Genomic DNA, 25,790 nt, shown 5'->3' on the forward strand with positions numbered 1-25,790 from the left:
TATATGTATCTTCTGATTTCTCACTTCTCATTTTTCACTTTTTTCACCCACTCCCTGGCATTCACGAATGCTTCCATCCAGGGAGTAAAGTCATCCTTACGATGTTCGAAAGGATGGTGGCCGCACTGCCAAGTGAAGAGAGAGCGTTCGAGATGAGGCATCATTGCCAGATGGCGTCCGTCTTTCGACACAACTCCCGTAATATTGTAATCGGAACCGTTAGGGTTTCCCGGATATTCACTGTATATATATTTGGCAACTACATTATATTCGGACTCTGCCTTTGGCATAGCAAAGCGTCCTTCGCCGTGTACCGACCAGATACCCAGTTTGCTGCCTGACAGTGAACCCAGCATCACTGAATTGTTTTGCGGAATTTCAACGCTTACATAAGTCGATTCGAATTTATGAGATGTGTTGTGTTCCATTTTCGGATGCCTGTCATGTTCCGGATAGATGAGATCCAGTTCCATCATCAACTGGCAACCGTTACAGACTCCGAGGCTCAGTGTATCTTTGCGTTCGTAGTATTTACGAAGGGTTTCTTTTGCCTTATCGTTGTATATGAAACTTCCGGCCCATCCCTTCGCCGAACCAAGTACGTCTGAGTTAGAGAATCCTCCGCAGAATACTATCAGGTTGATATCTTCCAGGGTTTCACGTCCCGAAGCAAGGTCGGTCATATGCACATCCCTTACGTCGAACCCTGCGAGATGCAGGGAATAAGCCATCTCCCGTTCGCTGTTCGTGCCTTTTTCGCGTATAACAGCAGCTTTCAGCCCTGTTGGGGTAGTTCTGTCAGGGTCGATACCGTATTGAGCGAATTTACCTGTAAACGAAGGGTTGAATTTGAATTGAAGCGGTTGCTTCTTGTAATTTTCGAAACGTTGCAATGCTAGTTTTTCGGTGCTTTGCTTCCTGTCGAGAAGGTATGACGGTTCGAACCATACATCACGCAGTTCGTCTATATTGAATTCCTGACTGAAAGTATCTTTTTGGATAACAAATTTGCGCTCTTCGATAGGGCGGGCAACAATGGCGAAGCCGATGCCGTAATCATCCAGTATTTTTTCTACCAGGTGGTGATGTTTCACCTGAATAAGGATACCCGGATTTTCTGAGAATAATACTTTGATCAGATCAGCATGATGCAGTTTGTCAAGGCGGGCTTCAAGCCCTCCCTGCGGATTGGCAAAGCACATTTCCAGCATAGCGGTAATAAGTCCTCCGGCAGATATATCGTGTCCTGCAAGTATCAGTCCCCTGTCTATCAGTTCCTGTACAGCGTTGAATGCATTCTTGAAATATTCCGGGTCTTTTACTGTCGGTACTTCTTCACCGAGCTTACTCATTGTCTGAGCAAAGGCGGAGCCTCCGAGTTTGAACGTATCGAAAGAAAAGTCGATGTAATAAAGATAAGTTCCTTTGATATATGCCAGCACCGGAGATACGATCTTGCGGATATTCTTCACCTCACCCGCAGCCGATATAATTACCGTACCCGGTGAATATACTTTGTCATCTCCATATTTCTGTGTCATCGACAGAGAGTCTTTACCTGTCGGAATATTTATTCCCAGTTCGCAGGCAAATTCCGAACAGGCCTCTACTGCTTTATATAATCTTGCGTCTTCTCCCGGATTCTTACAAGGCCACATCCAGTTTGCGCTCAATGAAATGCCTTTCAGTCCATCTTCGATCGGTGCAAAGATGATGTTTGTCAACGATTCGGCTATTGCCAGCACAGAACCTGCTGCCGGGTCTACCATCGCAGCCTGCGGTGCATGGCCGATAGATGTTGCTATACCAGTCTTCCCTTTATAATCGAGGGCTACCGCTCCAAGGTCGCTTAATGGCAACTGGATTTCTCCCTGTGTCTGCTGGCGTGCAACCTTGCCTGTTACCGAGCGGTCTACTTTATTTGTCAGCCAGTCTTTGCAGGCAACGGCTTCCAGCTGTAGCACGTTCTTGATATATTCTTCCAGTTTGGACAGATCGTATTCCGGATTTGTATAAACTTCTTCAATTGTCTCGTCGCGCATGATTGTTTTCGGCGCTTTTCCGAAAAAGTCTTCCAGTTTGAGGTCGATAGGACGCTTCCCGTCTGCTTGTTCAAATACAAACTTCATGTCGTTAGTGGTTTCTCCGACAACATACATCGGAGAACGTTCGCGTTCCGCAATGCGTTTAATTCTTTCGGCCGCATCGGCAGGTATAAGCAAGCCCATACGCTCCTGACTTTCATTTCCTACAATTTCTTTTGACGATAAGGTAGGGTCGCCAATCGGCAGTTTTGATATGTCTATTTTTCCTCCGGTAACTTCTACCAGCTCCGATAGGCAGTTTAGATGTCCTCCTGCCCCGTGGTCGTGGATGGATACGATCGGGTTGTTGTCCGATTCTGCCAGAGCGCGTATCACATTCGCGGTACGTTTCTGCATCTCGGGATTGGCGCGTTGCACAGCGTTCAGTTCTATACCACTTGAGTATTGTCCTGTGTCTACAGATGATACAGCGCCTCCACCCATACCGATACGATAGTTGTCTCCTCCGAGGATAACTACTTTTTCGCCCGGTTCAGGTTCGCCTTTCAACGCATCGCGTTTGTTCGCAAAGCCGACACCGCCGGCCAGCATGATTACTTTATCGTATGCAAATTTCTTTTGATTTTCCTGATGTTCGAATGTAAGCAATGAGCCGCAGATAAGAGGTTGTCCGAATTTGTTCCCGAAATCGGATGCCCCGTTCGATGCTTTTATCAGTATTTCTTCCGGTGTCTGGTATAGCCAGGGGCGTTCCGGCATAGTTTCTTCCCATGCCTTCCCTGCTTTTGTACGCGGGTAGGATGTCATATATACGGCGGTTCCCGCGATTGGCAGGGATGCCTTTCCTCCGCCCAGACGGTCACGGATCTCACCTCCCGAACCGGTAGCAGCGCCGTTGAAAGGCTCTACGGTGGTAGGGAAGTTATGGGTTTCAGCTTTTAAGGAGATAACAGATTTGATTGATTTTTTCTGATAAAGGCTGGGTTCTTCTCCTTTTTCCGGTGCAAATTGTTCTATTTCCGGTCCCTGGCTGAAGGCTACATTGTCTTTGTATGCGGATACCAGCTTGTTAGGATTTATCTGGGATGTTTTCTTTATTAATTTGAAAAGTGAACTTTCCTTCTCTTCTCCGTCGATGATAAATGTGCCGTTGAAAATTTTATGGCGGCAATGTTCCGAATTTACCTGCGAGAATCCGAATACTTCACTGTCGGTTAGTTTCCTGTTGAGTCTTTTGCTTACTTCGTTCAGATATTCTATTTCATCTTCACTGAGGGCAAGGCCTTCCTGCTGATTGTAGGCTTCTATATCATCTATTTCGATGATCGGTTCAGGTTGTTTGTAAATCTTGAATACTTCCTGATCCAGCCCGTCATAGATACGTTGAAGCATAGGGTCATGTTTCGCGTCGCTTGTATCTACCGGAAAAAATTCCTCGATACGCATGATTCCGTCGATACCCATATTCTGCGTGATTTCCACTGCATTGGTACTCCACGGGGTAATCATTTCGCGGCGCGGACCAACAAAAAAGCCCGGGATATTTTCTGCTTCGAGCAATGTTGCACCACTGAATGCCCATGTGAGACGTTGGATGAAATCGGCGTTAAGACTTGAGTTTGTTTGAACAGCAATGATGTTCTTGGAAGGGGTTTGAAAGAAGGAAACCATATTTGTATTTCAAGTTAATAAATTGACTTTTTAATAGGCATACAAAGGTAGTGAAAAGAATTATAAAATAATATAAATATAGATAGTGAACGCTTATTAATTTTTGATTGCCGAACAGATTTATTTTAATATATGACAAATAAATCCATATTGCTTTTAGAGCCTGTTTAAACTTTATATATATAAAATTTAAACAGGCTCTTCGTATCCTTCTGCAGCATTTTATTTTCCTAGTCTATTTGCTGATATAATTTCCTGAGGTTATACAGATTCTTTATCCGATTATTCCTGTTTTTTCGGGCTATGAGATAAGCCAGAGGAACCCCGGCAAAAGTACCTACGAGCAGGGCTGTAAAGAATTCGGGAGACAGAAGGAATTCCAGGTAAGGCCTGTTTGCTATATATACATTGACAGAAGTCAGCGTAAGTATAAAAACGACCGGAGGAACAAACTGATTTGATAATGAATATGACGATTTCTCCAAAATATCTATTCTGTATTTGAGCCATGTTTTCAACGGTTGATTAGGGGTGTATTTGTTCATTTTAGAGAACGATATAATCTTGGATATATATGTCGCAATCATTGAGACTGCAAGGATCGTATTGCCTATTACAAAAAGAGGATCATGTAAACGGCTTACAGCCGATAATACCAAATACAGCAAAAATGCCACCGCTATAAATGGCAGGGTATCGAGAGGGTAGAATTTGCGTATCGAAGTTCTGGCCTTGGCCAATAATATCTCGTTTAGTTCATCTTTTGTATAACTGCTTACTTTGCTGTCTATTTCTGATTTCCAGAAATCTTTTAATGTACTATCTTCCATGACTTAATCTATTTAATTGGATTTTCAATTCATTCTTTGCCCTGTTTATCCGTGTTCCAACGTTCGACTTCGATATGCCGAGTATTTCGGCAATCTCTTCATAACTGCGTTCTTCGAGGTAGAGTAGCATCAGCGATTTGTCGAGGTCGTTGAGCCGGTGGATAGCTTCGAGTAATATTTCCATATCTTCTTTTTTATCCATTCCCTTGTGAGGGTCGACTCCCTGTTGCGAATCCGGAAAAGACTCCTGTGTGATAAAACGGCTGTCGGTACGTATCTTTGAGATAGAGGTGTTGATGGCTACATTGTACATCCACGAACCTATCTTTCTTTTGTCTTCCAACTTGGGAAAAGATCGCCATAGCTGATAAACGACCTCTTGAAAATTATCCTGCCTGTCGGTCTCTGTTCGGAAATACACAAGGCAAATTTTATGTATGATTCCCTGATAGTTGGAAAGAATTTCAAGGAAATCTTTTTTGAGTGATTCCATTACCAAAAATATTCATTGTTACTATATAGTCGGACTCAACCTGGATTTATTACAAAAAATACAATATTTGTCTTGAATATTATAATCGATTATCTATTGTCTATTTATTTTTTATCCGTTTCGGATTCACAAAAAAAACTGAATTCTAAATCTCTGCCAAATTAAAAAGGATTTTATTTAGCGGAGATTTAGAATTCAGACTCTGAGAAAAATAAGAATTGAAAATCCTATTTCAGAGGTTTCTTTTTAGATTGATTTTTCGCTTTTGGTTTCGGACCACCTTTCGGTTTGTTGGCGGCAACTTTCTGCTTGCCTACACGTAGTCCGCTGGCCGGTTTACCTCTTCGTTTAGGTTTTACCTTATTCTCATTTTCTTCGGAGGGCGCAGAAGGGGTACTCGACATTTTCTTATTTGTATTACCCGGTTTATCCGTTTTATTGGTCTTTCCGTACTTAGCGGCAATGCTGGCTTTCCTGTAGTCGGTTTTTATATCAAATTCTTCAAGGGCTTTGTTAAAGGCTTTATTGCTCGAAGCCTTATTTGTCTCTGTTTTTTCGGAGTTTTCCAGCAAATCGAATAGGCCTTCCAGTTCGGCGTGTGTCAGGTTGCGCCAGTTTCCCTGTCCCAGATCACCTAGCTTGATATTCATTATCTGTATGCGTTCGAGTTTAAGAACTTCATAGTCGAAATATTCGCACATGCGCCTGATCTGCCTGTTTAGTCCTTGTATAAGCGATATGCGGAACATATAGGGGTTTATTTCTACAATTTCGCATCGGCGGGTGACGCGGTCAAGTATGGGGACACCCTGTGCCATGCGTGTAAGGAAGTCTTTGGTAATAGGGCGGTTCACTTTTACGAGGTAATCTTTCTTATGGTTATTTCCGGCCCGCAGTATTTTATTCACGATATCACCATCATTGGTTAACAGGATCAGTCCCTGAGAATCTTTGTCCAGTCGTCCGATGGGGAATATCCGTTGTTCGTGCCGTATGAAATTGATGATATTATCTCTTTCCTGCGGATCGGTAGTACTGACGATGCCTACCGGCTTGTTGAAAGCGATGTATACCGGCTCGATTTTGTTTATGATAAGTTCTCCGTTTACTTTCACTTTTTGTCCCGGAAGAACTCGCATTCCCACTTGGGCGCGTTTACCGTTGATAGTTACACGGCCCTCTTCTATAAAGCGGTCGGCTTCACGTCTGGAACAAAATCCGGAGTTGCTGATATATTTATTTAGTCTATATTCCATTTCTAATTTATGTGATGTAGGGTAATGATTTCGCGCAAAGATAATTAATTTGTTTTTGTTTATTTCTGTTTGATGGAATATTCATTGATAATGCAGATCAGTATTTGAAACCTTTATTTATGATATTTTAGCTGTTAGCCGTTTAGTTGTTGATTATTTTAAATGTCTTTTATGTTGTCCCTTTTGTTCTCCTGGTATTTTCTCCTGTATTCTTTCGGAGTTATTTCCATTTCCTTGATGAAGGAATTGGAAAAATGGAACGGGTCATAATATCCCAGCCGGAAAGCTATTTCTTTGATTTTTAGGTCTGAGAACTGGAGAAAAGAACATGCTCTCTGTATCTTCAGCTGGTTATAATATACCATAGGCGAAAAAGAAGTTCTCTGGGAGAATAATGTAGTGAAATGAGAACTTGAATAGCCTACAGCATCGGCAATATCTTTCAAGGTTATCTTGTTTTCAAGATTATCTTTCATATAGTGGATGCATTGCTGTATCACATCGTCTACTTTCACATTTTTAATTTCCCTGAACTGGGTAAGATATTTAAGGGAAGCCAGAAAGTGCATCAGGCAGAAACTGATATATTCGAGGTTTTCAGGATTATATCCCATTTCCAGATTCTGATACATGTCTTCAAATAAAGTGATACGGTCGTTATATCTGCTGTTGTCAGACTCTTTTATAATCAGGTGTTTCCCGATGATAGAACTGAACATATGCACATTTTTTCCGTTGAAGTGTATCCAGTATATACTCCAGGGATTGTGACTGTCTGCCCCATAACTATGGCTTTCACCCGCCGGAATGATAAATGCCTGATTTCCTGAAAGGATATACTTTTCATCCTTGCATTCAATCCATCCTTTACCTTTTTCACAATAGATGAGGATATTCTCATTAGTTCCTTCCATTCTTTGCCGAAAATGATATTTTGCATCCGGGTAATAACCGATGTGGGTTACATATAATTGTCTGGTTATTTCGTTCGATTCCTGATATTCCCTTATGTTATAGGGCGTAACGATGGCTTTCTCTCCTTTGAAACCCTCGGCTATCTCAATGTTTTCCATGATTGTTCCGATTAAATAACGTTGGTTTTGACCTGCTAAGATAATGATATTTTCCATGTTCTTGAAAAATGGAAGGGTTTTTCATCTATATAAAGATTATATTTTTACATTCGCTAAACCAACATCAAACCAATGTCACAATCAATTTTTATCGCAGGGAACAACTGTTGAAATATCGGAACCATACAGGCATTTTTTTTAAAATTAAGTTATAAGTTGCAAGAAAAATATATACAAATTTGATAATCTTTGAGTTTTCCGGTCAAATTTGTACATTAATTATAATGCGTACGGATTTACTAAAAATGTATTATCTTTGTGCCAGAAAGTCAAACAGATTAAGTTCGTATATTATCACAAGTATTTATAAAACGCAAAATAAAATTTATCATTAATGAAAATCGCAATTGTTGGTACAGGTTATGTCGGTCTTGTCACAGGAACCTGTTTTGCTGAAATGGGTACAGAAGTCTATTGTGTAGATATAGACCAGAAGAAAATTGAGAACCTGAAAAATGGAATTATACCCATTTTTGAACCTGGACTGGATGAAATGGTAGAACGTAACCATAAAGCCGGACGTTTGCATTTTACTACCGACCTGAGCGTAATACTGAACGATGTTAATATTGTATTTTCAGCTGTGGGGACGCCTCCGGATGAGGATGGCAGCGCAGACCTTAAATATGTGCTTGAGGTAGCTCGTACAGTAGGAAGGAACCTGAATAAATATATGGTGATCGTTACCAAAAGCACTGTACCGGTGGGCACAGCTAAATTGGTAAAAAAGACTATACGTGAAGAATTGGATAAAAGAGGTTTGTCCGATTTGAAATTCGATGTGGCTTCAAATCCTGAATTTCTGAAAGAAGGGGCCGCTATTACGGACTTTATGCAGCCTGACCGTGTGGTTGTCGGAGTGGAGACGGAAGAAGCTCAAAAACTGATGGAAAAACTATATAAACCATTTACCCTGAATAATTACCGTATAATTTATACGGATATTCCTTCTGCGGAGATGATTAAGTATGCAGCTAATGCCATGCTTGCCACACGTATCAGCTTTATGAACGATATAGCGAATCTTTGCGAAATTGTAGGTGCGGATGTAAATATGGTGCGTAAGGGTATTGGTTCGGATGCCCGTATCGGTTCCAAATTTTTGTATTCGGGCTGTGGATATGGAGGAAGTTGTTTTCCTAAGGATGTAAAAGCGATTATTAAAACAGCTAATAAGCTCGGGTACAAAATGGAAATACTTGAGGCTGTGGAAAATGTGAATGAACGTCAGAAAAATATCCTTTTTGATAAACTGATGAAATATTATAACGGGGATATCAAAGGGAAAACCATCGCTGTATGGGGATTAGCTTTCAAACCAAAAACAGATGATATGCGCGAAGCTCCGTCTCTTGTGTTGATAGATAAGATATTAAAGGCAGGAGGTAAAGTAAGGGCTTATGACCCTGTGGCTATGGAAGAAGCAAGGCTTCATAAACCAGGCGATACTATCGTATATGCCAAAGATATTTATGATGCGACCCTTGATGCTGATGCTATCCTGATGGTAACAGAATGGAACGAATTCCGCCTGCCGACATGGGAAGTTATTAAGAAAACGATGAATAAACCTGTTGTTTTTGACGGGCGTAATATCTATAATAAACAGGAAATGAACGATGCAGGTTTCGATTATTTCGGGATAGGCATCTGATTATAATAAGCAGATTCGGGAATTAGCAAATTCGATATAAAATGATTGCAGTAGAAGGAATAACTAAAAGCTTTGGCTCCCTGAAAGTGTTGAAAGGGATTGACTTACGTGTAGAAAAAGGTGAGATCATCTCTATAGTGGGAGCTAGTGGTGCGGGAAAAACTACTCTGTTGCAAATCATGGGAACACTGGACAAAGCCGATAGCGGAACTGTTTATGTTAAGAATGAGAACCTGAGCAGGTTCAACGATTCCCGTCTTTCGGATTTCCGCAATAAGAATATCGGATTTGTATTTCAGTTTCACCAGCTATTACCGGAATTTACGGCATTGGAAAATGTAATGATTCCGGCTCTTATCGGTAAAGTAAAAGAATCGCAGGCCAAAGCCAAAGCGAAAGAACTTCTCGATATGCTCGGCTTATCGTCCCGTATGGAACATAAGCCAAATGAATTGTCGGGGGGGGAAAAACAGCGGGTGGCCGTTGCGCGCGCGCTGATTAACGATCCGGCAGTGATACTTGCGGATGAGCCGTCAGGTAGTCTGGATACTGAAAATAAAGATGAACTACACCAACTGTTTTTCAAACTGCGTGATACACTTGGTCAGACTTTTGTTATCGTGACTCACGATGAACATCTGGCTTCTATAACAGACCGTACCATTCATATGAAAGATGGTATGATATTGGAAAATCAGCCTGAAATTTTATAAATGAGTATATCTGCTGATAAACGTCTTTATCAGATCGCCCTTACCCGCATATTGGGAGTAGGGGATATTACCGCGCGTAATCTGCTGCAGGTGGTGGGTGACGAAGAAGAAATATTCAGGTCGGGCAGGAAATCGTTATTAAGTATTCAGGGGCTTCCGTCCAAACTGGTAGGGGAGATATTAAATCCGGAAGTATTGAATAAGGCGGAGAAGGAACTGGAATTTGTAGAAAAGAATGGTATTTCTACCTATTTTATCAGTGATAAGGATTATCCTCACCGTCTGAAAGATTGTGCTGACGCTCCGGTGCTCTTTTATTTCAAAGGAAAAGCTGATTTTAACGCAGATAAGATTATAAGCATTGTCGGTACCCGCAATTCAACGAATTATGGCAATAGCTTTTGCGATACATTTTTAGAAAAGATATCAGGTGTATTGCCCGGTACTCTTATTATCAGCGGCCTTGCTTATGGGATAGATATACATGCGCACAGGGCGGCTCTTAAATATAACCTGCCTACGGTGGGAGTGCTGGCACACGGTCTGGATATGATTTATCCTGCTGTACACAGGCAAACCGCGATAGAGATGTTGGAAAAAGGAGGCTTGCTTTCCGATTTTCCGGGCAAGACCGAACCTGACCGTTATAACTTTGTTCGCCGGAACCGTATTGTGGCAGGTCTGGCAGATGCTCTTATAGTCGTGGAATCGGACGAAAAAGGAGGTTCGCTGATAACTGCTGAGATTGCCGGCTCATACTGTAAAGATATATTCGCTGTACCCGGCCGGATGTCGGACAGGTATTCGCGCGGGTGCAATAAGCTGATAGCTTCGCACAAAGCCGATCTGTTCCAATCGGCAGAATATTTCCTCCAGCAAATGGGTTGGGACGATGAATCTCAGAAAAAGAAAAAAATGCCGCGTCAGCAAAACCTGTTTGTAATTCTTACAGATGAAGAACAGGCCGTCACAGATAAGCTGGCAACAATAGAGTCACTCCATATAGACCAGCTGGCCAGAGAACTGAACATTCCCGCCTATCAATTATTTACCACCCTTCTGGAGTTGGAAATGAAAGGGCTGATAAAGAATCTGCCGGGGAATATGTATGCCCTTAGCTAAATAATAAGGGACGAATATTATCGCCCCCATTTCATTATTGATTATTCTTTAGCCATTGCAAACGCCGCTGATCCGGTAGATGTGTTACTTTGAAGTTTTCAAATTTGGCATCGAAGCCTTTCCCGTCCGGACATGCTGCCATTAGCCCCACCATAACGGGGATGTTATCCTGTAGATGAGCGTTACGCATCATTGTATATGTTTTGTCGTCGAAGGAATAGAATACTTCCACGGCATCGAGTCTTCTTACTGCTTTAATCCATACATAGGGTGGGGTATTATCCAGCGTGATAACGCTCCAGTCGCTTGTCTTGTGAGTGACAACGGTGCTCAGGTTAAACTTCTCATCAACAAATTCCACACCTGCTTTTATGTAATTTTCGTGGTCTATACGAAGCATTAATCCCATCTGGTCGAAACGGGCCTTGTAATCGCCTGTGATTTTTACTTTCACTTCGAATTCGCCGCCATAGGTTGCATAGTAAAAAGGTGCGTCATCTACCGTGAAACCATAATGTGAGATGCGCCAGTAATCACTTTGCGGGGTAACGAACATACTTAATGTATTATTCTTCACTTCCCATTTTTCGGGTTCGTTGAACCATTGCATCTTTTCAAGGCTTTGGGCCATTGCTAACTGAACTGAGATAATTGCCAGAAGGCAAATGATAATTTTTTTCATCCTGTTGTCCTATTTTAATTTATGTTTATAGCCGATATTTTGGGATATTTCCAGTCCGGTCCCTGTTCGCTCGGACGTTCCCCGTGTGTTGCGTAGTAACCTTTTGCCCTATATAGTAAGACACAGGCGCTGCAGGTATGAATGAATAATATTTCCTCCTGAAAATATAGATTTATTTTCCACATATTACAATATTTCCAGAGACAGTTCCTGAATCTATAATGTCAAGAAGACTTTAGTTCTTCTAACAATGCCATAAACGATCTGCAATGACATAATCTTTTATTCTCTTTTCATTATAGTATTTCTCTATCCCCCGGATACCAAATGTCTCAGTTTCAAATTATAAGCATCATGAGAGTTAGATAATCTTTCAGTTCCTTCTTTAGTACATCCATTACATAACATTTATACCTCTTGGCGGTACGGACAGAAATGTGAAGTTCTTCAGCTATATCTTCATATGACATTTTTTCAATACGGTGCTTTTCAAATATCATGCGATATGTTTCCGGAAGTTTAGCAAGCGCTTTATCCAACATTTCGTAAAGTTCGGTCAATAAATAGAGATCTTCGTTATTTTTTTGAGAGGCCGTTTTTAAGACGAACTCCTGATATCGGTAGGTAAGCCCTTCTTTTTTCAAGAAATTGAGGCAGTGATTACGTACCGAAACAAGCAAATAATTACGTACTGATACAATATGTAGTGTTTTCCTGTTCTCCCACAACGAAACAAATACCTCTTGGACGATATCTTCATATACCGATTGATTGTGAATATATCTTTTGGCATAATTTTGTAACGGCGAATAAAAAAGTTGGAACAATTGTTCAAACGCTTTTTCATCGTCAAGGTTTACTACCTTCTCTAGCAGTTGATCCAGGTCCAAGATATGCGAGGATATATTCATTTCATGTGAATACGCTAAATAAATATTGACAAAGTTAAAAAAAGTTGGCACTTTTTTCTAATAAGATTGTCTTATTTATATATCATATTTTATAAAGTATAAAGAATGGATGAACAGAATTTTGAAGGTAAAGAAGAACTTTTCTACCGTTATTGCAATGGTACAGCGACACCCGAAGAACGGCAACAGGTAGACGGCTTTATAGCGAACCATCCTTCGGCCGCGGAAGAATTGGAGATTGTCGCCCATGCCGTATCGGTCGAAAAAAACATTCGCGAATTGCAGTCATACGATACCGCTGAAGGATTCCGGCAAGTCTTCCGAACCATAAAGAAACGCAGGAAACGTGCCATAATCCGTCATATAATATCACGTGCAGCGGCCATATTATTCCTGCCATTACTACTTTCTTCCGCTGTGTTTGGCTATATGGCTTTCCAAAAATTGCCGTCCGGAACGGTATATGCCGAAATTACGGCAGCCCCTGGCTCAATCTCCCGCTTTGAGCTGCCCGATCATTCGAAAGTATGGCTCAATGCCGGTTCCACCCTTCGTTACCCCAATTCGTTCGAAGGAGATATACGGGAAGTAACGCTGATCGGCGAAGGATATTTTGAGGTCCAATCAGACAAGAAACATCCTTTTTTTGTAACAACCGTTTCCGGTACTAAAATAATGGCTTATGGCACCCATTTCAATGTAAATACTGAAAATAGTAAGATTCAGGCTATTCTTGCGGAGGGAAGTGTGAGTATGTTTGCAGCAGACCGGATGGAGACCAAACTTCGTCCCGGCGAGCAGGCTGTGTATGACGAAATAACCCGCAAGATAACCGTCAGCCGGATAAACCTATACGAGAAACTGGCGTGGAAAGACGGGAAAATAGTCTTCCGGAATGCCCGGTTGAGTGAAGTCTTCCATCAGTTGGGCCGTCGCTATAATGTGGACATCATATTACACGACAAGTATAACCGGTCGGAAGTATATAGCGCACGTGTTACTTTTACAGACGAAACGATCCAACAAATATTTACGTATCTGGAAGCTGCCGCCCCTATAAAATGGAAACTCAGCACGCCGGTACAGAATACAGATTCTACACTGGCCAGACAGCGAATCGATGTATGGCTAAAATAATACTGACAACTTATAAAATAGAATGCCTATGGGGAAGGAATACTAATCTGATACTAAAAAAACAAGGGTAAGCAGCCACTTACCCTTGTCAGGAGAACTTAATCATTTTGGACATGATGGGTCCAAAATCAATGTTGACTAAAATTCACTATAAAAATATGAAAAACAAAAGAATATTTGGAGTTATTATTTCAAATTATTTTAAAATCAGTCGAAGAATGAGAGTATGTATAATATTACTGTTCGCCGTGCTTCAACTCAGCGCGGAGAACTCATATGCACAATCCGTCTCTCTCTCGTTTTCCTTGAAGGACACAACTATAGAGAGTATATTAGATAAAATAGAAGAAGAAACGGAATTTTCCTTTTTGATCCTGGATAAATCAATTGCTCTGAACAAAACTGTTGATAATATTTCTGTTAACAAAGAAAGCATAGATCAGGTACTCAATAAACTATTAAAGAATACAGATATTAGATACCGCATCATCGACAGGCAAATCGTGCTGATGCCCGGTTCTATGGCGTCTACATTATCCGTCTCTCCCGGGCAAGCAGGACATGCCGTTACGGGTATAGTCAAAGATGTACATGGTGAAGCTATTATCGGCGCCAGTGTGCGGGAAAAAGGGACTACGAACGGAGTATTTACCGACACAGATGGTAGATTTAGATTGTCGGTAGAAGACAATGCCGTGTTACAGATTTCTTACTTGGGATATATAAGTCAGGAAATACCTGTTAAAGGAAAATCCGATATTCAGGTTATTATGCAGGAAAACTTGCAAAACTTGGATGAGGTTGTAGTTGTAGGTTATGGTGTTCAGAAAAAAGTGAACCTGACAGGCGCTATTACAAATGTAAAAGCTAATGAACTGACCAGCATTCCAACCTCCAACCTTTCAAATACTTTGGCCGGACGCGCACCCGGTGTGACGATTGTCGGCAATTCGGGACTGATTGGCGCCACTAGCAGTATTCGGATACGTGGCGGGTTTGACGAACCCCTGTTTGTCATAGATGGCGTGATTTCGAACAAAGAAGCTTTCGATGCGTTGGAAGCTACCGAAGTAGATCAGATGAGTTTCCTGAAAGATGCGGCCACCGCTTCCATTTACGGTACATCCGCCGGTAATGGTGTTGTACTGGTTACCACCAAAAGAGGAGATGCCCAGGTCGCCAAGCCTAAGTTTGACTATCAGGGAACCTACTCATTCAGTAAACCGACCAAGACTTTATTCAGCGATTTGTTTACTGCTACTGATGAATTGATCTATCAAAATCGCGTCGCAGAATTTAAAGGGCGGGTACTATCCAACGGGCCTGAAGAATTTGCGTATTTTGAAAACCGCGATTACAATGTTAATGACTGGATATGGCAAAATCCGTGGAATACGAAACATTCAATGAGCGTAACAGGGGGGAGCGACAAGTTCCAGTACTACGTCATGACAGGTTATATGAAAGAAGAAGGATCATATGTCAACCTGAAAAACGACAAATATAATGTCCGTTCCAACCTGACTGCCAAATTATCCAGGGCGATCTCGGTCAACCTCAATTTATCGGCTTACCAGACTGACGGCAAGAGGTTTTATTGGCCGGGGTCACCTGACGACAGTCAGGATGTGTACGATATGTACCGCTGTACCTTTAATGCCATGAGGACACTGCCTTTCTACTCGTATGAAGATGGAACACCAGCCAACAAAATAACAGACTATCCCATACGTCCCGAAATAGGGTCATGGACTGGTTGGAATCCTGTGGATCAGGTAATAGGCAATCGTTATGTCAAAACCCGGAAACGTAATATAAACGGGACGCTCACATTTAACATAGATCTGGGGGCAGTTACCCCGGGATTATCTACAAAAGTGCTGTACAATTATACCGGCGATGACTATATGCGTAAGAAATTCCTGACTTTCCAGAAGAATTACGTATTTCAGCGCGCTGACCCCGCAGGCAACCGTTTTTTGCCTGCTCCCCTAGATAAGACCAAGTACAGTATTTTTACTTTCAATACAACCGAGAGTTTGCAATATGGCATGAGAACCTTATACAGCCAGCAGTTCAATTGGTTCCTCAACTATGACCGGAATTTCGGTAAACACACAGTGTCCGCTATGGCGGTGTTCGAGCAGGCATCCAATGGTGGTGAATACGTTTATGCAAAAGGCGAAAACCCATTGACATATATTGACCAGATGTTTGCCTTTTCCAGCGATACGGAGAAAAGATACGGCGATGCTGAAGAGTATGCAGGCGCTCACCTGTCATGGATTGGCCGTTTCAACTATAATTATGCCCAGAAGTATATCGCGGAATTCTCTTTCCGTTATGACGGGAACACGCTGTTCGCTCCCGGTAAACGCTGGGGATTTTTCCCTTCTGTCTCGGCTGCATGGCGTATTAATCAGGAAAGCTTTATGGAATCTACCCGCGATTGGTTGAGCGACCTGAAACTTCGTTTATCATATGGTACAACTGGTAATGATCTGAATGTTAATAACGTGAAAATCACACCATTTTCATACTTGCCGAAGTATGTTTCGGGCAGTTCTTATATATTCGGTTCATCTTACCTGCAAGGTATTGTATCGGGGGCCACACCGAATCCGGACCTGACATGGGCAACTTCTACTACTTATAATGCAGGGGTTGATGTGGGCTTCCTTAATCATAGGCTGTCTGCTACCATAGATGCATTCTACCGGAAGGAAACAGACATACTTGGCTCGAGAACACTTAAATTGCCCAGTACTTACGGGCAATCCTTAGCTCCCGAAAACTATGCGGAACGCTCGTGGAGAGGCGGCGAATTTACAGCTAACTGGAGGGATAAAGCTGCAGGAGGTAAAATACAGTATTCGGTATATGCCAACATAGGATATGCCAAAGACCGATGGGATGTACTGGATGAATCGGCTGTTTACAAGACCGGGAATTTACAGGATTTGTCACAAGTGGGCTTATCCAGTGGGCGCCAAACAGGACTTATCGCTATCGATCTGATCCGTACACAGGAGCAAGTGGATGAGTTAAAGGCAAAAGGCTTCAAACAGTATGGCCGTGACCCGTATCTGGGAGGTATTCTATATGCAGATACACGCGGCGATGGCTATTCGCTGGGACCTGACGGGAAAATTGACGTTAACGACCAGTATAATCTGCTGTCCGACAATGCAACACCGCGTATTAACTACGGTTTCGGAGGTGAGATTTCATGGAATGGCTTTACTTTGTCCGCACATTTTCAGGGAGTAGGCAACTACGATAAGTTTATGTCGGGTGTTGATGCCGGTTTCTACCAACACGGAGGAGACAACCGTCCTTATTTTCCGATCTGGACGAGTCCTGATGTATGGACTCCTGAAAATCCGGCCGGCAAATACCCGCGTGTAGTGGGTTCGAGCTGGTACGAATCAGGTGTAGGTTACTCCACCTTCTGGAAAAGGAACGGAGCTTATATCCGTCTCAAAAACCTGAATATCGGATACTCGATTCCCAAGACAGTGCTAAGCCCGGTTGGTCTGACCTCGGCGCAAGTGTTCTTCAATGGAACAAATCTATTTTCGATTTCCGAAGTTAATGAACTGATGGATCCGGAACAGGCTTATTACGATTCATATCCTTTAATGAAAACGTTTACAATCGGATTAAATTTCTCATTCTAACTACCTAAAAAGAAATATATTATGAAAAAGTTTTTTATCATTATAAATTGTTTTCTCGTATCCTTTCTTTTGAGTTGCGATACATTGGACATTGAGAACCTGTCGGACTATGATGCCAATAAAGTATGGAACGATGAGGTACTGGCCACTGCATATGTGACTAACCTCTATGCCACGGTGTTCACTAATTGGGATACAGGGGCGGACCAAAACTCGGAACAACTTACCGGTATGCCTTTTTATGCGAACGTAATTACGATTTCCGGCAGTGGCTATAAGAAATGGAATTATACGGTTATCCGCAAAATCAATGAAGCTATTCAAAGTCTCGATCAAGGCGATCTTTCCGGAAATGTGAAGCAGTCTCTTATCGCACAGGTATTGTTTATGCGCGCATATGTATATTTTGAAATGGTTATTTATCACGGAGGGGTGCCTTATATCAAAGTTCCGCAAGACAAAGATAAGGATGATCTCTATGTGAAGAGGAATACGACCGCCGAATGTTATGATTTTATTATCCAGGATCTGAACGATGCTATAAATAATGGCTTACCGGACAAAATCCCGGCATCTTCCAATGATTACGGACGTATAGACAAGACCTATGCAAAAGCCTTTAAAGCCAAAGTATTACTATACAAGGCATCGCCGCAGTTCAATCCGAAATCTCCTTATACAAATTTGTATTGGTCGGATGCATACAATGCTGCCAAAGAAGCTTATGACTGGGCTAAAGACCATGGTAGCGCCCTAACCTCAAACTATGATGACATTTTCCTGAAAGAAGGCGGTACCGAAGTACTGTTTGCGGTTATCAATGAATACCCAAATAAAACCGGTTCTTGGGACTGGTACCTTCGTCCGCAATCGTTAAGTACCGGACAAATACAACGTACGCCTACCTGGGATATGGTTAAGGCCTTTCCAATGGCTGACGGGAAGAAATTTAACGATCCCGGTGGAAAATATTATGTAAGCTCGGAAAATGATTTAATGCAAAATTTCTGGAAAAACAGAGATCCCAGGTTTTACAGTTCTGTTCTATGTTCCGGACAGGCACTTCCTGTAGCGGGTATGCCTGCCGGTTATCGTCAATATACAGCATTAGGGCTGGCCGATGATGCAGATGCATATGGTACTAATCCGAATTCAGGGGGAGCTACTACAACTAAAAATGATGTCATGTCCGGCTTTTATGTTCGTAAAGCTTTAGACCTGTCACTGACACCGGATATAACCGATCAATACAGTGTCGATTGTATCAAGATGCGTTTTGCCGAACTGATGATGATTTATGCAGAAGCTGCCAATGAGACAGGACATTTAGATGTGACGGTAGAGATGTTGAAAGAAATCCGTAAAAGGGCCGGTATTGAAGCCGGAGATGGAAACTATGGACTGCCGGCATCGCCGACACGCGAACAATTGCGTCAGATTATTCTTGACGAACGTAATATTGAGTTCTGTTTCGAAGGACACCGTTTCTGGGATTTGCGACGTACCCGTAATATGATGATACTGAGTAGGCTGCAAAAATACGGACTTGAGAGTATCGCCATCAATCCGGACGGAACAGATATGCCTATCAATATAGCTAAGGAAAAAGCGGCGAACTTTGAGTTGACTCCGGACAATTTCAGATACGTAAAGCAACGGGTACCTTATAATCCGAATGCAGAAAATACTTTTGTAGTTGAAGAGTCATTTTATTTCTTTCCTCTTCAACAGACCGTTTTGGATGAAAATGAAAATCTGGAGCAAAATAATACTTGGGGAGGGACATTTAATCCGGCACTGGAATAATTAGAAATGTATTTAATAAGGATTTATCCCCGGTTATAGTATGATGGCATATCAGCATAACCGGGGGTAATCATGTAATTACAGTGAATTAAAGATTAAAAACCATTTCGATATTTTTTTTATATTATGGAAACAAACAGGAGAGATTTTTTAAAAATTTTAGGGAGTGCCGCCGCCCTGACCATTATTCCCCGTCATGTGATGGGTAATGGCTTTATCGCACCCAGCGACCAGTTGACCAAAGGTATTATCGGTACAGGAAGTATGGGACGCGGACATTTAAAGTATGCGGGTACACGATTGGTTGCTGTCTGTGATGTGGATCGGAGGCATTTGGAACTAGGCAAACAGCTTGTAAAAGATAGAATAGCTGCCTATCATGATTTTCGCGATTTAATATTAGATAAGAATGTGGACATTGTCCATATTGCGACACCTCCTCACTGGCATGGCATCATGTCTGTAGAAGCGGCGAAGGCCGGGAAGGATATCTGGTGTGAAAAACCGATGACCCGTACTATCGGCGAAGGAAAGCGTGTAATGGAAGCCGTGAAGCAATACGGATCGAAATTCCGCCTGAACACATGGTTCCGTTTTGCGGATAACTTCTACGGGCTGGGTACCCCGGTACGGCCGCTGAAAAAACTTGTACAGAGTGGTATGCTGGGTTGGCCGCTAAAAGTAACTATAAGTAAACATACAGGCTTCGACTGGAAGTTCTTCTGGGTGGGAAAAGAAAACCTTCAACCGGAGGCTATTCCTGCCGAGCTGGATTATAATATGTGGCTTGGCCCTGCTCCTTTCAAACCTTACAACAGTCATCGTGTGCATCAAACATTCCGTGGGTATTGGGATTACGACGGAGGAGGTTTGGGAGATATGGGACAGCATTACATTGATCCTGTACAATATTTCCTGGGTAAAGATCATACCAGCCCTGTAAAAGTAGAAGTGGATGCTCCACAACAACATCCCGATGCTATAGGTACATGGCGTTCCATCACATATACTTATGATGATGGCTGCCAGATCGTACTATGGGGTGGCGATTATGGTAATCCCGACACACCATATATATCAGGGCCTAACGGTAATGTATATAAGAATTTTGTTTGTGATATTCCAAACTGGGAGAAGAAGCTGGCAGATTACCCGGAACCGGAAGAACAGGTAACCGATTTTATAGAAAGTGTAAGAACCCGCAAACAATTTGCACTGAATGAACAAAACGGATTCCGTTCAGCCACAATTGTTAATTTAGGAATTGTAGCTTTAAGGCTGAACCGTACGTTACATTTCGACCCTGTGAAATTGGAGTTTATCAATGATGCCGCTGCTAACCGTCTGCTGGATCAGCCAATACGTGCTCCGTGGAATATTTAACCAATAATAAAAACAAACAAGATAATCGTATAATCATGAAAAGAATATATTCATTACTCGGCATACTGTTGCTTTGTTCGGGTATGTTATTTGCACAATATCCGGCCAACAGGACAACCAAAACCATTGTCGCTGATGTTCTGGCGCAAATGCCTGCCCAACAAACCAAACAATATTATAACCAGATAAAAGATCTGGCCTCGACCGGAGAGGAAGGTGTCTTGCTTTTGGTCAAGATGATGAATCCTCCGGGAAAAGGAACTAATTCTCAGATAGAATACGCGCTGAGCGGACTTTCACACTATGTATCGGCTGATGGAATGGAAGCACAAAGGCTGATTACATCAAATGCCTATGTAAAAGCTCTGGATATGGTCTTTGACCGGGAGATCAAAGCTTTTATTATCCGCCAGCTCGAATTGATAGGAAAAGATGAAGCTGTCGCCAAGCTTTCCACTTATCTGGACAACGAATCGTTAAGTGGTTCTGCAGCATCAGCGCTTTCAGCTATTAATACTCCTTCATCCCAAAAGGCTCTGCTGAACGCTTTGAGCGCATCCACCAACGATGAATCGGCCGAAAGTATTATCCTAGCCGTGGCCAAATTAAAGATAGCTGATGCAGAAGACACATTGAAGCGCTTATTGGATACAACCAATCCCGACAAAAGGAAAACGGTTCTGTATGCCCTGAGTAAGGCAGGTTCGAAGGCATCTTTGCCGGATTTGGCATCTGCTGCCGAAAAGGATAATTATACAATGCGGAAAGATGGAGGCAATGAAGCTTACATAGCCCTTATCAAACGGGTATTGTCCCAGGGTGATACCAAAGAAGCGGAAAAAGCCGCGACCGGCCTGATGAAAAAAGCGGAAAAAGCCGGACAGGTACAAACCCGTGAAGCGGCCCTGGAGATACTGATGAAGATAAAACCTGCCGATGCTATGAAGCTGGTACTGAATGCATTGAAAGATAGTAATCGTAATTACAGATATGCGGCGTTAACATTTGCTTCCGACTATGCGGACAGCTACATGTATGGCGAGCTGATAAAATCCCTGAAAAAAGCGAGGCCTGAAGTCCGGTTGGATATCCTGAACTGGCTGGGGCAGGAATGTGATTCACAGGATAAACGCGCCGCTATACAACTGCTGATAAATGAAACTGCTATCGGATATCTGACAACGGGCAGCCCTGAAACAAAGAAATCAGCCGCAAATATACTGACTAAGACAGCCGATCATAAAGCAGTCGCGGCGCTTGCCTATTTACTGAACGACGCTGACCCGAAAACCGTCGAAATGGCTAAGAATGCCTTATCTTCGACAAAAGGGGATATTTCATCGGCTGTTGCCCCGGTAATAGCGGGAGCCAATACTGTGGGAAAAATGGCCGGGCTGCAGTTACTGGCAGAACGAAAATCTTCCGCAAATACAGCTACAGTTCTCGAACAGATGAATTCAAATTCTCAGGATGTAAAAAAGGCCGCTTATACTGCCCTTAAAGATGTAGTTTCCACAAATGACCTGAATAAGCTATATGCTCTCCTTGAAACTGCCGAACCTGAAAATGTTACGTTTGTACAACAGGCAATTGCTGGTGCATTACAAGCTTATCCGAAAGAAAAGCAATACGAGACTATTCTGGCACGTATGAACCAGACTGCTGAAGGTCAAGAATACTTGTATTACCCTGTATTAGCTTCTACCGGTGATGTGAAGGCTCTGGATATTATAGTAGACCGTTTCAACAAAGAAGAAGGTGCGGCTAAAGACGCCGCATTTCAAGCTCTATCCGACTGGAAAGATCTCAATGTAGCTGACGAATTACTTACTATCTGTAAAAACCAGTCAGACATCCTGTATTTCGACCGCGCTATTAACAGGTATGTACAGTTGGTTTCAGACCTTAAACTCTCTGGTGAAAACAGAAGGCTGTTCCTTACGAATGCGATGGAAATAGCCCGTACGGATGCTCAGAAAAATACAATTCTTTCCCGCTTGGGAAATACGGGTTCATATTTGGGAATGCTGCTGTCTGGACAATATCTGGATAACAGGTCATTGCAACAGGCTGCTGCCGGAGCTGTAATGAACATTGCTTTGGCAAACAAGCAATATACCGGTAAAAATGTAGAAGAATTGCTTAATAAAGTAATCAACATACTGGACAACCCTGATGCCGGCTATCAGAAACAGGCTATACGGAAACATTTGAATGAAATGCCTAAAGAGGAAGGGTTCATATCTATATTCAACGGTAAAGACCTGACCGGATGGAAAGGCATTGTGGAAAATCCGATTGCCCGGGCAAAAATGAAACCTGCGGAACTGGCAAAAAAACAAGCTGTCGCCGATAAAGTAGCGGCAGACCACTGGAAGGCTGGTAACGGTATCCTTGCCTTTGATGGAGTCGGAGGGGAAAACCTTTGTACAGTCAGGCAATATGGAGACTTTGAAATGTATATTGACTGGAACCTCGATCCTGCAGGCCTGGAAGCTGATGCGGGTATTTACCTTCGGGGAACGCCACAGGTGCAGATATGGGATATTGACAGGGTGAATGTTGGTGCGCAGGTGGGTTCAGGAGGATTATATAATAACGGGAAGAATCCGAAAGATCCGTTGAAATTAGCAGATAACAAGCTGGGAGAATGGAATACTTTCTATATTAAAATGGTTGGCGACCGTGTAACTGTGAAGCTGAACGGTGAACTGGTCGTCGATAATGTTATCCTTGAAAACTACTGGGATAGGAAACAGCCTGTATTCCCTATAGAACAAATAGAATTACAGGCACATGGCAGCAAGGTATATTACCGGAATATCTATGTGAAGGAACTTGAAAAAACTAAACCTTTTGAACTATCTGCTGAAGAGAAAAAAGAAGGTTTCAGAATACTATTTGATGGTACTAACATGCATGAATGGACAGGCAATACAGTAGATTATCAGTTACAAGAGGGTTGTATAGCCCTCGATCCGAAAGGTAGTCATGGAGGAAACCTCTATACAAAGGACGAGTTCGGAAACTTTATCTACCGCTTCGAGTTCCAGCTGACACCTGCAGCCAATAATGGCGTGGGGATACGTACCCCTATGGGTGTCGATGCAGCTTATCATGGTATGGAAATTCAAATTCTGGATCATGATAATCCGGTTTATAAAAATATTACCCCGTTGCAGGTACATGGGTCCGTCTATGGCATAATCGGAGCAAAGCGTGCAGTTTTTAAACCTATGGACGAATGGAATCAGGAAGAGATAATTGCCGATGGGAATCATATAAAGGTTACCTTGAACGGAGAGGTTATTCTTGATGGAGATATCAAAGAAGCAACAAAAAACGGTACAGCTGACGGACATCAGCATCCCGGTTTGTTTAACCCGAAAGGGCATATAGGTTTCTTGGGACATGGTTCGCCTGTTAAATTCAGAAATATAAGGATTAAAGAATTGAAATAATCTTATTGATAGAATGAGATATAGGGGTTGCCTGTAGATATAATCCCCGGGCAACCTCTTTTACCATATTGTATGGAACGCCATATTTTACTTAGTGCGAGGTAGCTGGCACTGTTGCCCCAGACCTGATAAGAGGTGATTTTATAGCGAGTATGTTACTTTTCATCAAACGATGGGAATGCTGGACGGATAATCTCTTTCTCGTTATTTATATTCAAATTTGTTAAAAAAATAGAAAAAACCTTTTGAAAATAAAAAAATAACATTTACTTTTATCTCGGAATCTGGTTTATATCATAAGTGTCGAGTAACACGGTTCAATTTATTGAATTAATAAAGAGTCATTATGGTTATTATCCTTACTTGGATTCTGCAAAATTTTAACTGGAAAGACAAGCAGAACCTCTAGGCCGGATAAGATTATAACAGTTCCCATGCCTCTTTTTTATAACCTTAACATTCCGGTTGTGGGAATCGCCGGCATCAATCCTGATATGCTGAAAAACGCCATGTATAATTCTTTGAATCGCGGCAGTCTATCCTATATCGTGGTAAGTTTATATGCAGGGGAAGCTTCATATCTAAAACTGTATCCGACAGGACTAAAGGAACAGATGAATTTTGAAGTCAAGAAAACTAAAAACCTTAAAGTAAAGAGTATATGAAAAGATGTATCCTTCTTTTAATGCCAGCCGTAGCCTTATCCTTATACGGACAACTCAACACTTCGCACAACCATTTCCGCCCCGGCGATGTGTTAATTAAGCAACAGGTCGAATATGTTGCTCCCGGCGGTTCCGGGGGAAACAAAACCTGGGATTTCAGCAAATTGAGAACCATCAACGATGAGTACACCCTCACCTATGAATTGCCGCCGCTGGAAGGCGATTCGGTCTATATCGTGGGGGCTAAACGTTACGAAAAGAATAAAGTATCGGACAATGAGCTGATAGTAGGCACGGAACACAACACAATGTACTATTATCACTTAATAAACGATAGTTTGTTACAGACGGGCCATGAGAACCCGTCGGTAAAGCTGGAATATACCTGTCCGATGATACTGATGCATTTCCCCTTGAACTACGGACAAACCACTAGCTCCGCCTATAAGTCGGAAGGCCTGTATTCGGGTACGGTAGGTATCCGTACACAGGGAACAATGACCACTACGGCTGATGCCTACGGCAAGATAATACTGCCTGACGGGGATACGTTAAGTCCTGTACTAAGGATTAAGACGACACAGACTATCTTCGATATACCGGATAAAGACAGTTATACAACAGAAGAAACAGACAATGCCGGCAAGCAGCTGGAAACCTGCCGCTGGTATAGTAAAGGCTATCGTTACCCGGTCTTTGAGACGGTCATAAATATCAATCTTTCAGACAGCACGCAGATATTCTCTACAGCTTTCTTCTTCCCTCCGCAAGACCACCTGTATTTAGACACTGACCCTGAGAATCAGGCTTTATTGGATAAGTTGTGGGAAGAAACAGAAAGAGATACGGTAGGCAAGGAAGTAAAGACAGTCACCCTTGAAGATATAATGGTCTGCAAGCTATATCCGAATCCGGTAGAATCACAACTGAATATAGAATATGAGCTGAAAGAAGACGCAAAGGTATCTTTCGAATTATATTCGATAGAGGGACTGCCGGTAAAGAAGATTACAGCTAAAAGCAAAACAGCGGGTAATTATTATGAGAATATTGATTGTTCAGGCTTGTATCCGAAGAATTATGTGCTCCGAATCACTGCGAACGGAGTATTCGTGAATGAAATTATTATTAAAAAGTAAAAACGGAAT

General features: G+C 42.2%; 17 protein-coding genes. 10 read left to right on the forward strand and 7 right to left on the reverse strand.

From position 1 onward, the window contains the following. Window positions 1–20: 20 nt before the first annotated feature. The 5 genes from purL to ACYQ3L_RS10685 all read right to left on the reverse strand — a co-directional run bounded on the left by purL (window position 21) and on the right by ACYQ3L_RS10685 (window position 7,368). Window positions 21–3,716 (reverse strand): phosphoribosylformylglycinamidine synthase, encoded by a 3,696-nt coding sequence (purL, locus tag ACYQ3L_RS10665; protein ID WP_379996051.1) that lies wholly within the window; start codon window positions 3,714–3,716, stop codon window positions 21–23. A 230-nt stretch (window positions 3,717–3,946) separates the two neighbouring features. Next, a complete protein-coding gene (locus ACYQ3L_RS10670) occupies window positions 3,947–4,546 on the reverse strand; it encodes a hypothetical protein (protein WP_379996049.1) in 600 nt (199 codons plus the stop codon). Continuing rightward, window positions 4,536–5,039 carry an RNA polymerase sigma factor gene (locus ACYQ3L_RS10675; RefSeq protein ID WP_379996047.1) on the reverse strand — a complete coding sequence of 168 codons (504 nt, stop codon included), beginning with the start codon at window positions 5,037–5,039 and terminating at the stop codon, window positions 4,536–4,538. The genes ACYQ3L_RS10670 and ACYQ3L_RS10675 overlap by 11 nt, the downstream gene beginning before the upstream one ends. Before the next feature lie 227 nt (window positions 5,040–5,266). After that, complete coding sequence (gene rluF, locus ACYQ3L_RS10680) at window positions 5,267–6,295, reverse strand: 23S rRNA pseudouridine(2604) synthase RluF (RefSeq protein WP_379996045.1); 1,029 nt, start codon at window positions 6,293–6,295, stop codon at window positions 5,267–5,269. A gap of 158 nt (window positions 6,296–6,453) precedes the next feature. Next, the gene (locus ACYQ3L_RS10685) at window positions 6,454–7,368 is read right to left on the reverse strand and encodes an AraC family transcriptional regulator (RefSeq protein ID WP_379996043.1); all 915 of its coding nucleotides are present in this window, start codon (window positions 7,366–7,368) and stop codon (window positions 6,454–6,456) included. 394 nt (window positions 7,369–7,762) lie between these two features. Here ACYQ3L_RS10685 and ACYQ3L_RS10690 point away from each other — a divergent pair, with 394 nt between their 5' ends. Genes ACYQ3L_RS10690 through dprA form a run of 3 tightly spaced genes read left to right on the forward strand, consistent with a single transcriptional unit; the run spans window position 7,763 to window position 10,917 of the window. Next, on the forward strand, window positions 7,763–9,082 hold the full coding sequence (locus ACYQ3L_RS10690; RefSeq protein ID WP_379996040.1) for a UDP-glucose dehydrogenase family protein: 1,320 nt from the start codon (window positions 7,763–7,765) through the stop codon (window positions 9,080–9,082). Between the two features lie 41 nt (window positions 9,083–9,123). Then, window positions 9,124–9,795 (forward strand): ABC transporter ATP-binding protein, encoded by a 672-nt coding sequence (locus ACYQ3L_RS10695; RefSeq protein ID WP_379996038.1) that lies wholly within the window; start codon window positions 9,124–9,126, stop codon window positions 9,793–9,795. Further along, entirely contained in the window at window positions 9,796–10,917 is a 1,122-nt protein-coding gene (gene dprA, locus ACYQ3L_RS10700) for a DNA-processing protein DprA (RefSeq protein ID WP_379996036.1), read from the forward strand. Between the two features lie 34 nt (window positions 10,918–10,951). Here dprA and ACYQ3L_RS10705 read toward each other — a convergent pair whose 3' ends face one another. Both ACYQ3L_RS10705 and ACYQ3L_RS10710 read right to left on the reverse strand, forming a co-directional pair. After that, the gene (locus ACYQ3L_RS10705) at window positions 10,952–11,599 is read right to left on the reverse strand and encodes a DUF1349 domain-containing protein (protein WP_379996034.1); all 648 of its coding nucleotides are present in this window, start codon (window positions 11,597–11,599) and stop codon (window positions 10,952–10,954) included. 338 nt (window positions 11,600–11,937) lie between these two features. Further along, a complete protein-coding gene (locus ACYQ3L_RS10710; protein ID WP_379996032.1) occupies window positions 11,938–12,489 on the reverse strand; it encodes an RNA polymerase sigma-70 factor in 552 nt (183 codons plus the stop codon). 126 nt (window positions 12,490–12,615) lie between these two features. On the opposite strand from ACYQ3L_RS10710, the gene ACYQ3L_RS10715 reads away from it, so the two are divergent. From ACYQ3L_RS10715 to ACYQ3L_RS10745, 7 genes are all read left to right on the forward strand, one after another. Continuing rightward, entirely contained in the window at window positions 12,616–13,647 is a 1,032-nt protein-coding gene (locus tag ACYQ3L_RS10715; protein ID WP_379996030.1) for a FecR domain-containing protein, read from the forward strand. A 218-nt stretch (window positions 13,648–13,865) separates the two neighbouring features. Next, window positions 13,866–17,327, forward strand: coding sequence for a TonB-dependent receptor (locus tag ACYQ3L_RS10720; RefSeq protein WP_379996028.1), 3,462 nt, complete (start codon window positions 13,866–13,868; stop codon window positions 17,325–17,327). Between the two features lie 21 nt (window positions 17,328–17,348). Beyond that, the gene (locus ACYQ3L_RS10725) at window positions 17,349–19,133 is read left to right on the forward strand and encodes a RagB/SusD family nutrient uptake outer membrane protein (protein ID WP_379996026.1); all 1,785 of its coding nucleotides are present in this window, start codon (window positions 17,349–17,351) and stop codon (window positions 19,131–19,133) included. A gap of 126 nt (window positions 19,134–19,259) precedes the next feature. Further along, window positions 19,260–20,516: a Gfo/Idh/MocA family oxidoreductase gene (locus tag ACYQ3L_RS10730; RefSeq protein ID WP_379996024.1), complete on the forward strand. Its 1,257-nt coding sequence runs from the start codon at window positions 19,260–19,262 to the stop codon at window positions 20,514–20,516. 35 nt (window positions 20,517–20,551) lie between these two features. Continuing rightward, complete coding sequence (locus ACYQ3L_RS10735; RefSeq protein WP_379996021.1) at window positions 20,552–23,977, forward strand: DUF1080 domain-containing protein; 3,426 nt, start codon at window positions 20,552–20,554, stop codon at window positions 23,975–23,977. A gap of 434 nt (window positions 23,978–24,411) precedes the next feature. Beyond that, entirely contained in the window at window positions 24,412–24,642 is a 231-nt protein-coding gene (locus ACYQ3L_RS10740) for a hypothetical protein (protein ID WP_379996019.1), read from the forward strand. Then, window positions 24,639–25,781, forward strand: a complete 1,143-nt coding sequence (locus tag ACYQ3L_RS10745; RefSeq protein ID WP_379996017.1) for a T9SS type A sorting domain-containing protein — start codon at window positions 24,639–24,641, stop codon at window positions 25,779–25,781. The genes ACYQ3L_RS10740 and ACYQ3L_RS10745 overlap by 4 nt, the downstream gene beginning before the upstream one ends. Window positions 25,782–25,790 lie beyond the last annotated feature (9 nt).

The organism is Dysgonomonas termitidis (assembly GCF_054657735.1).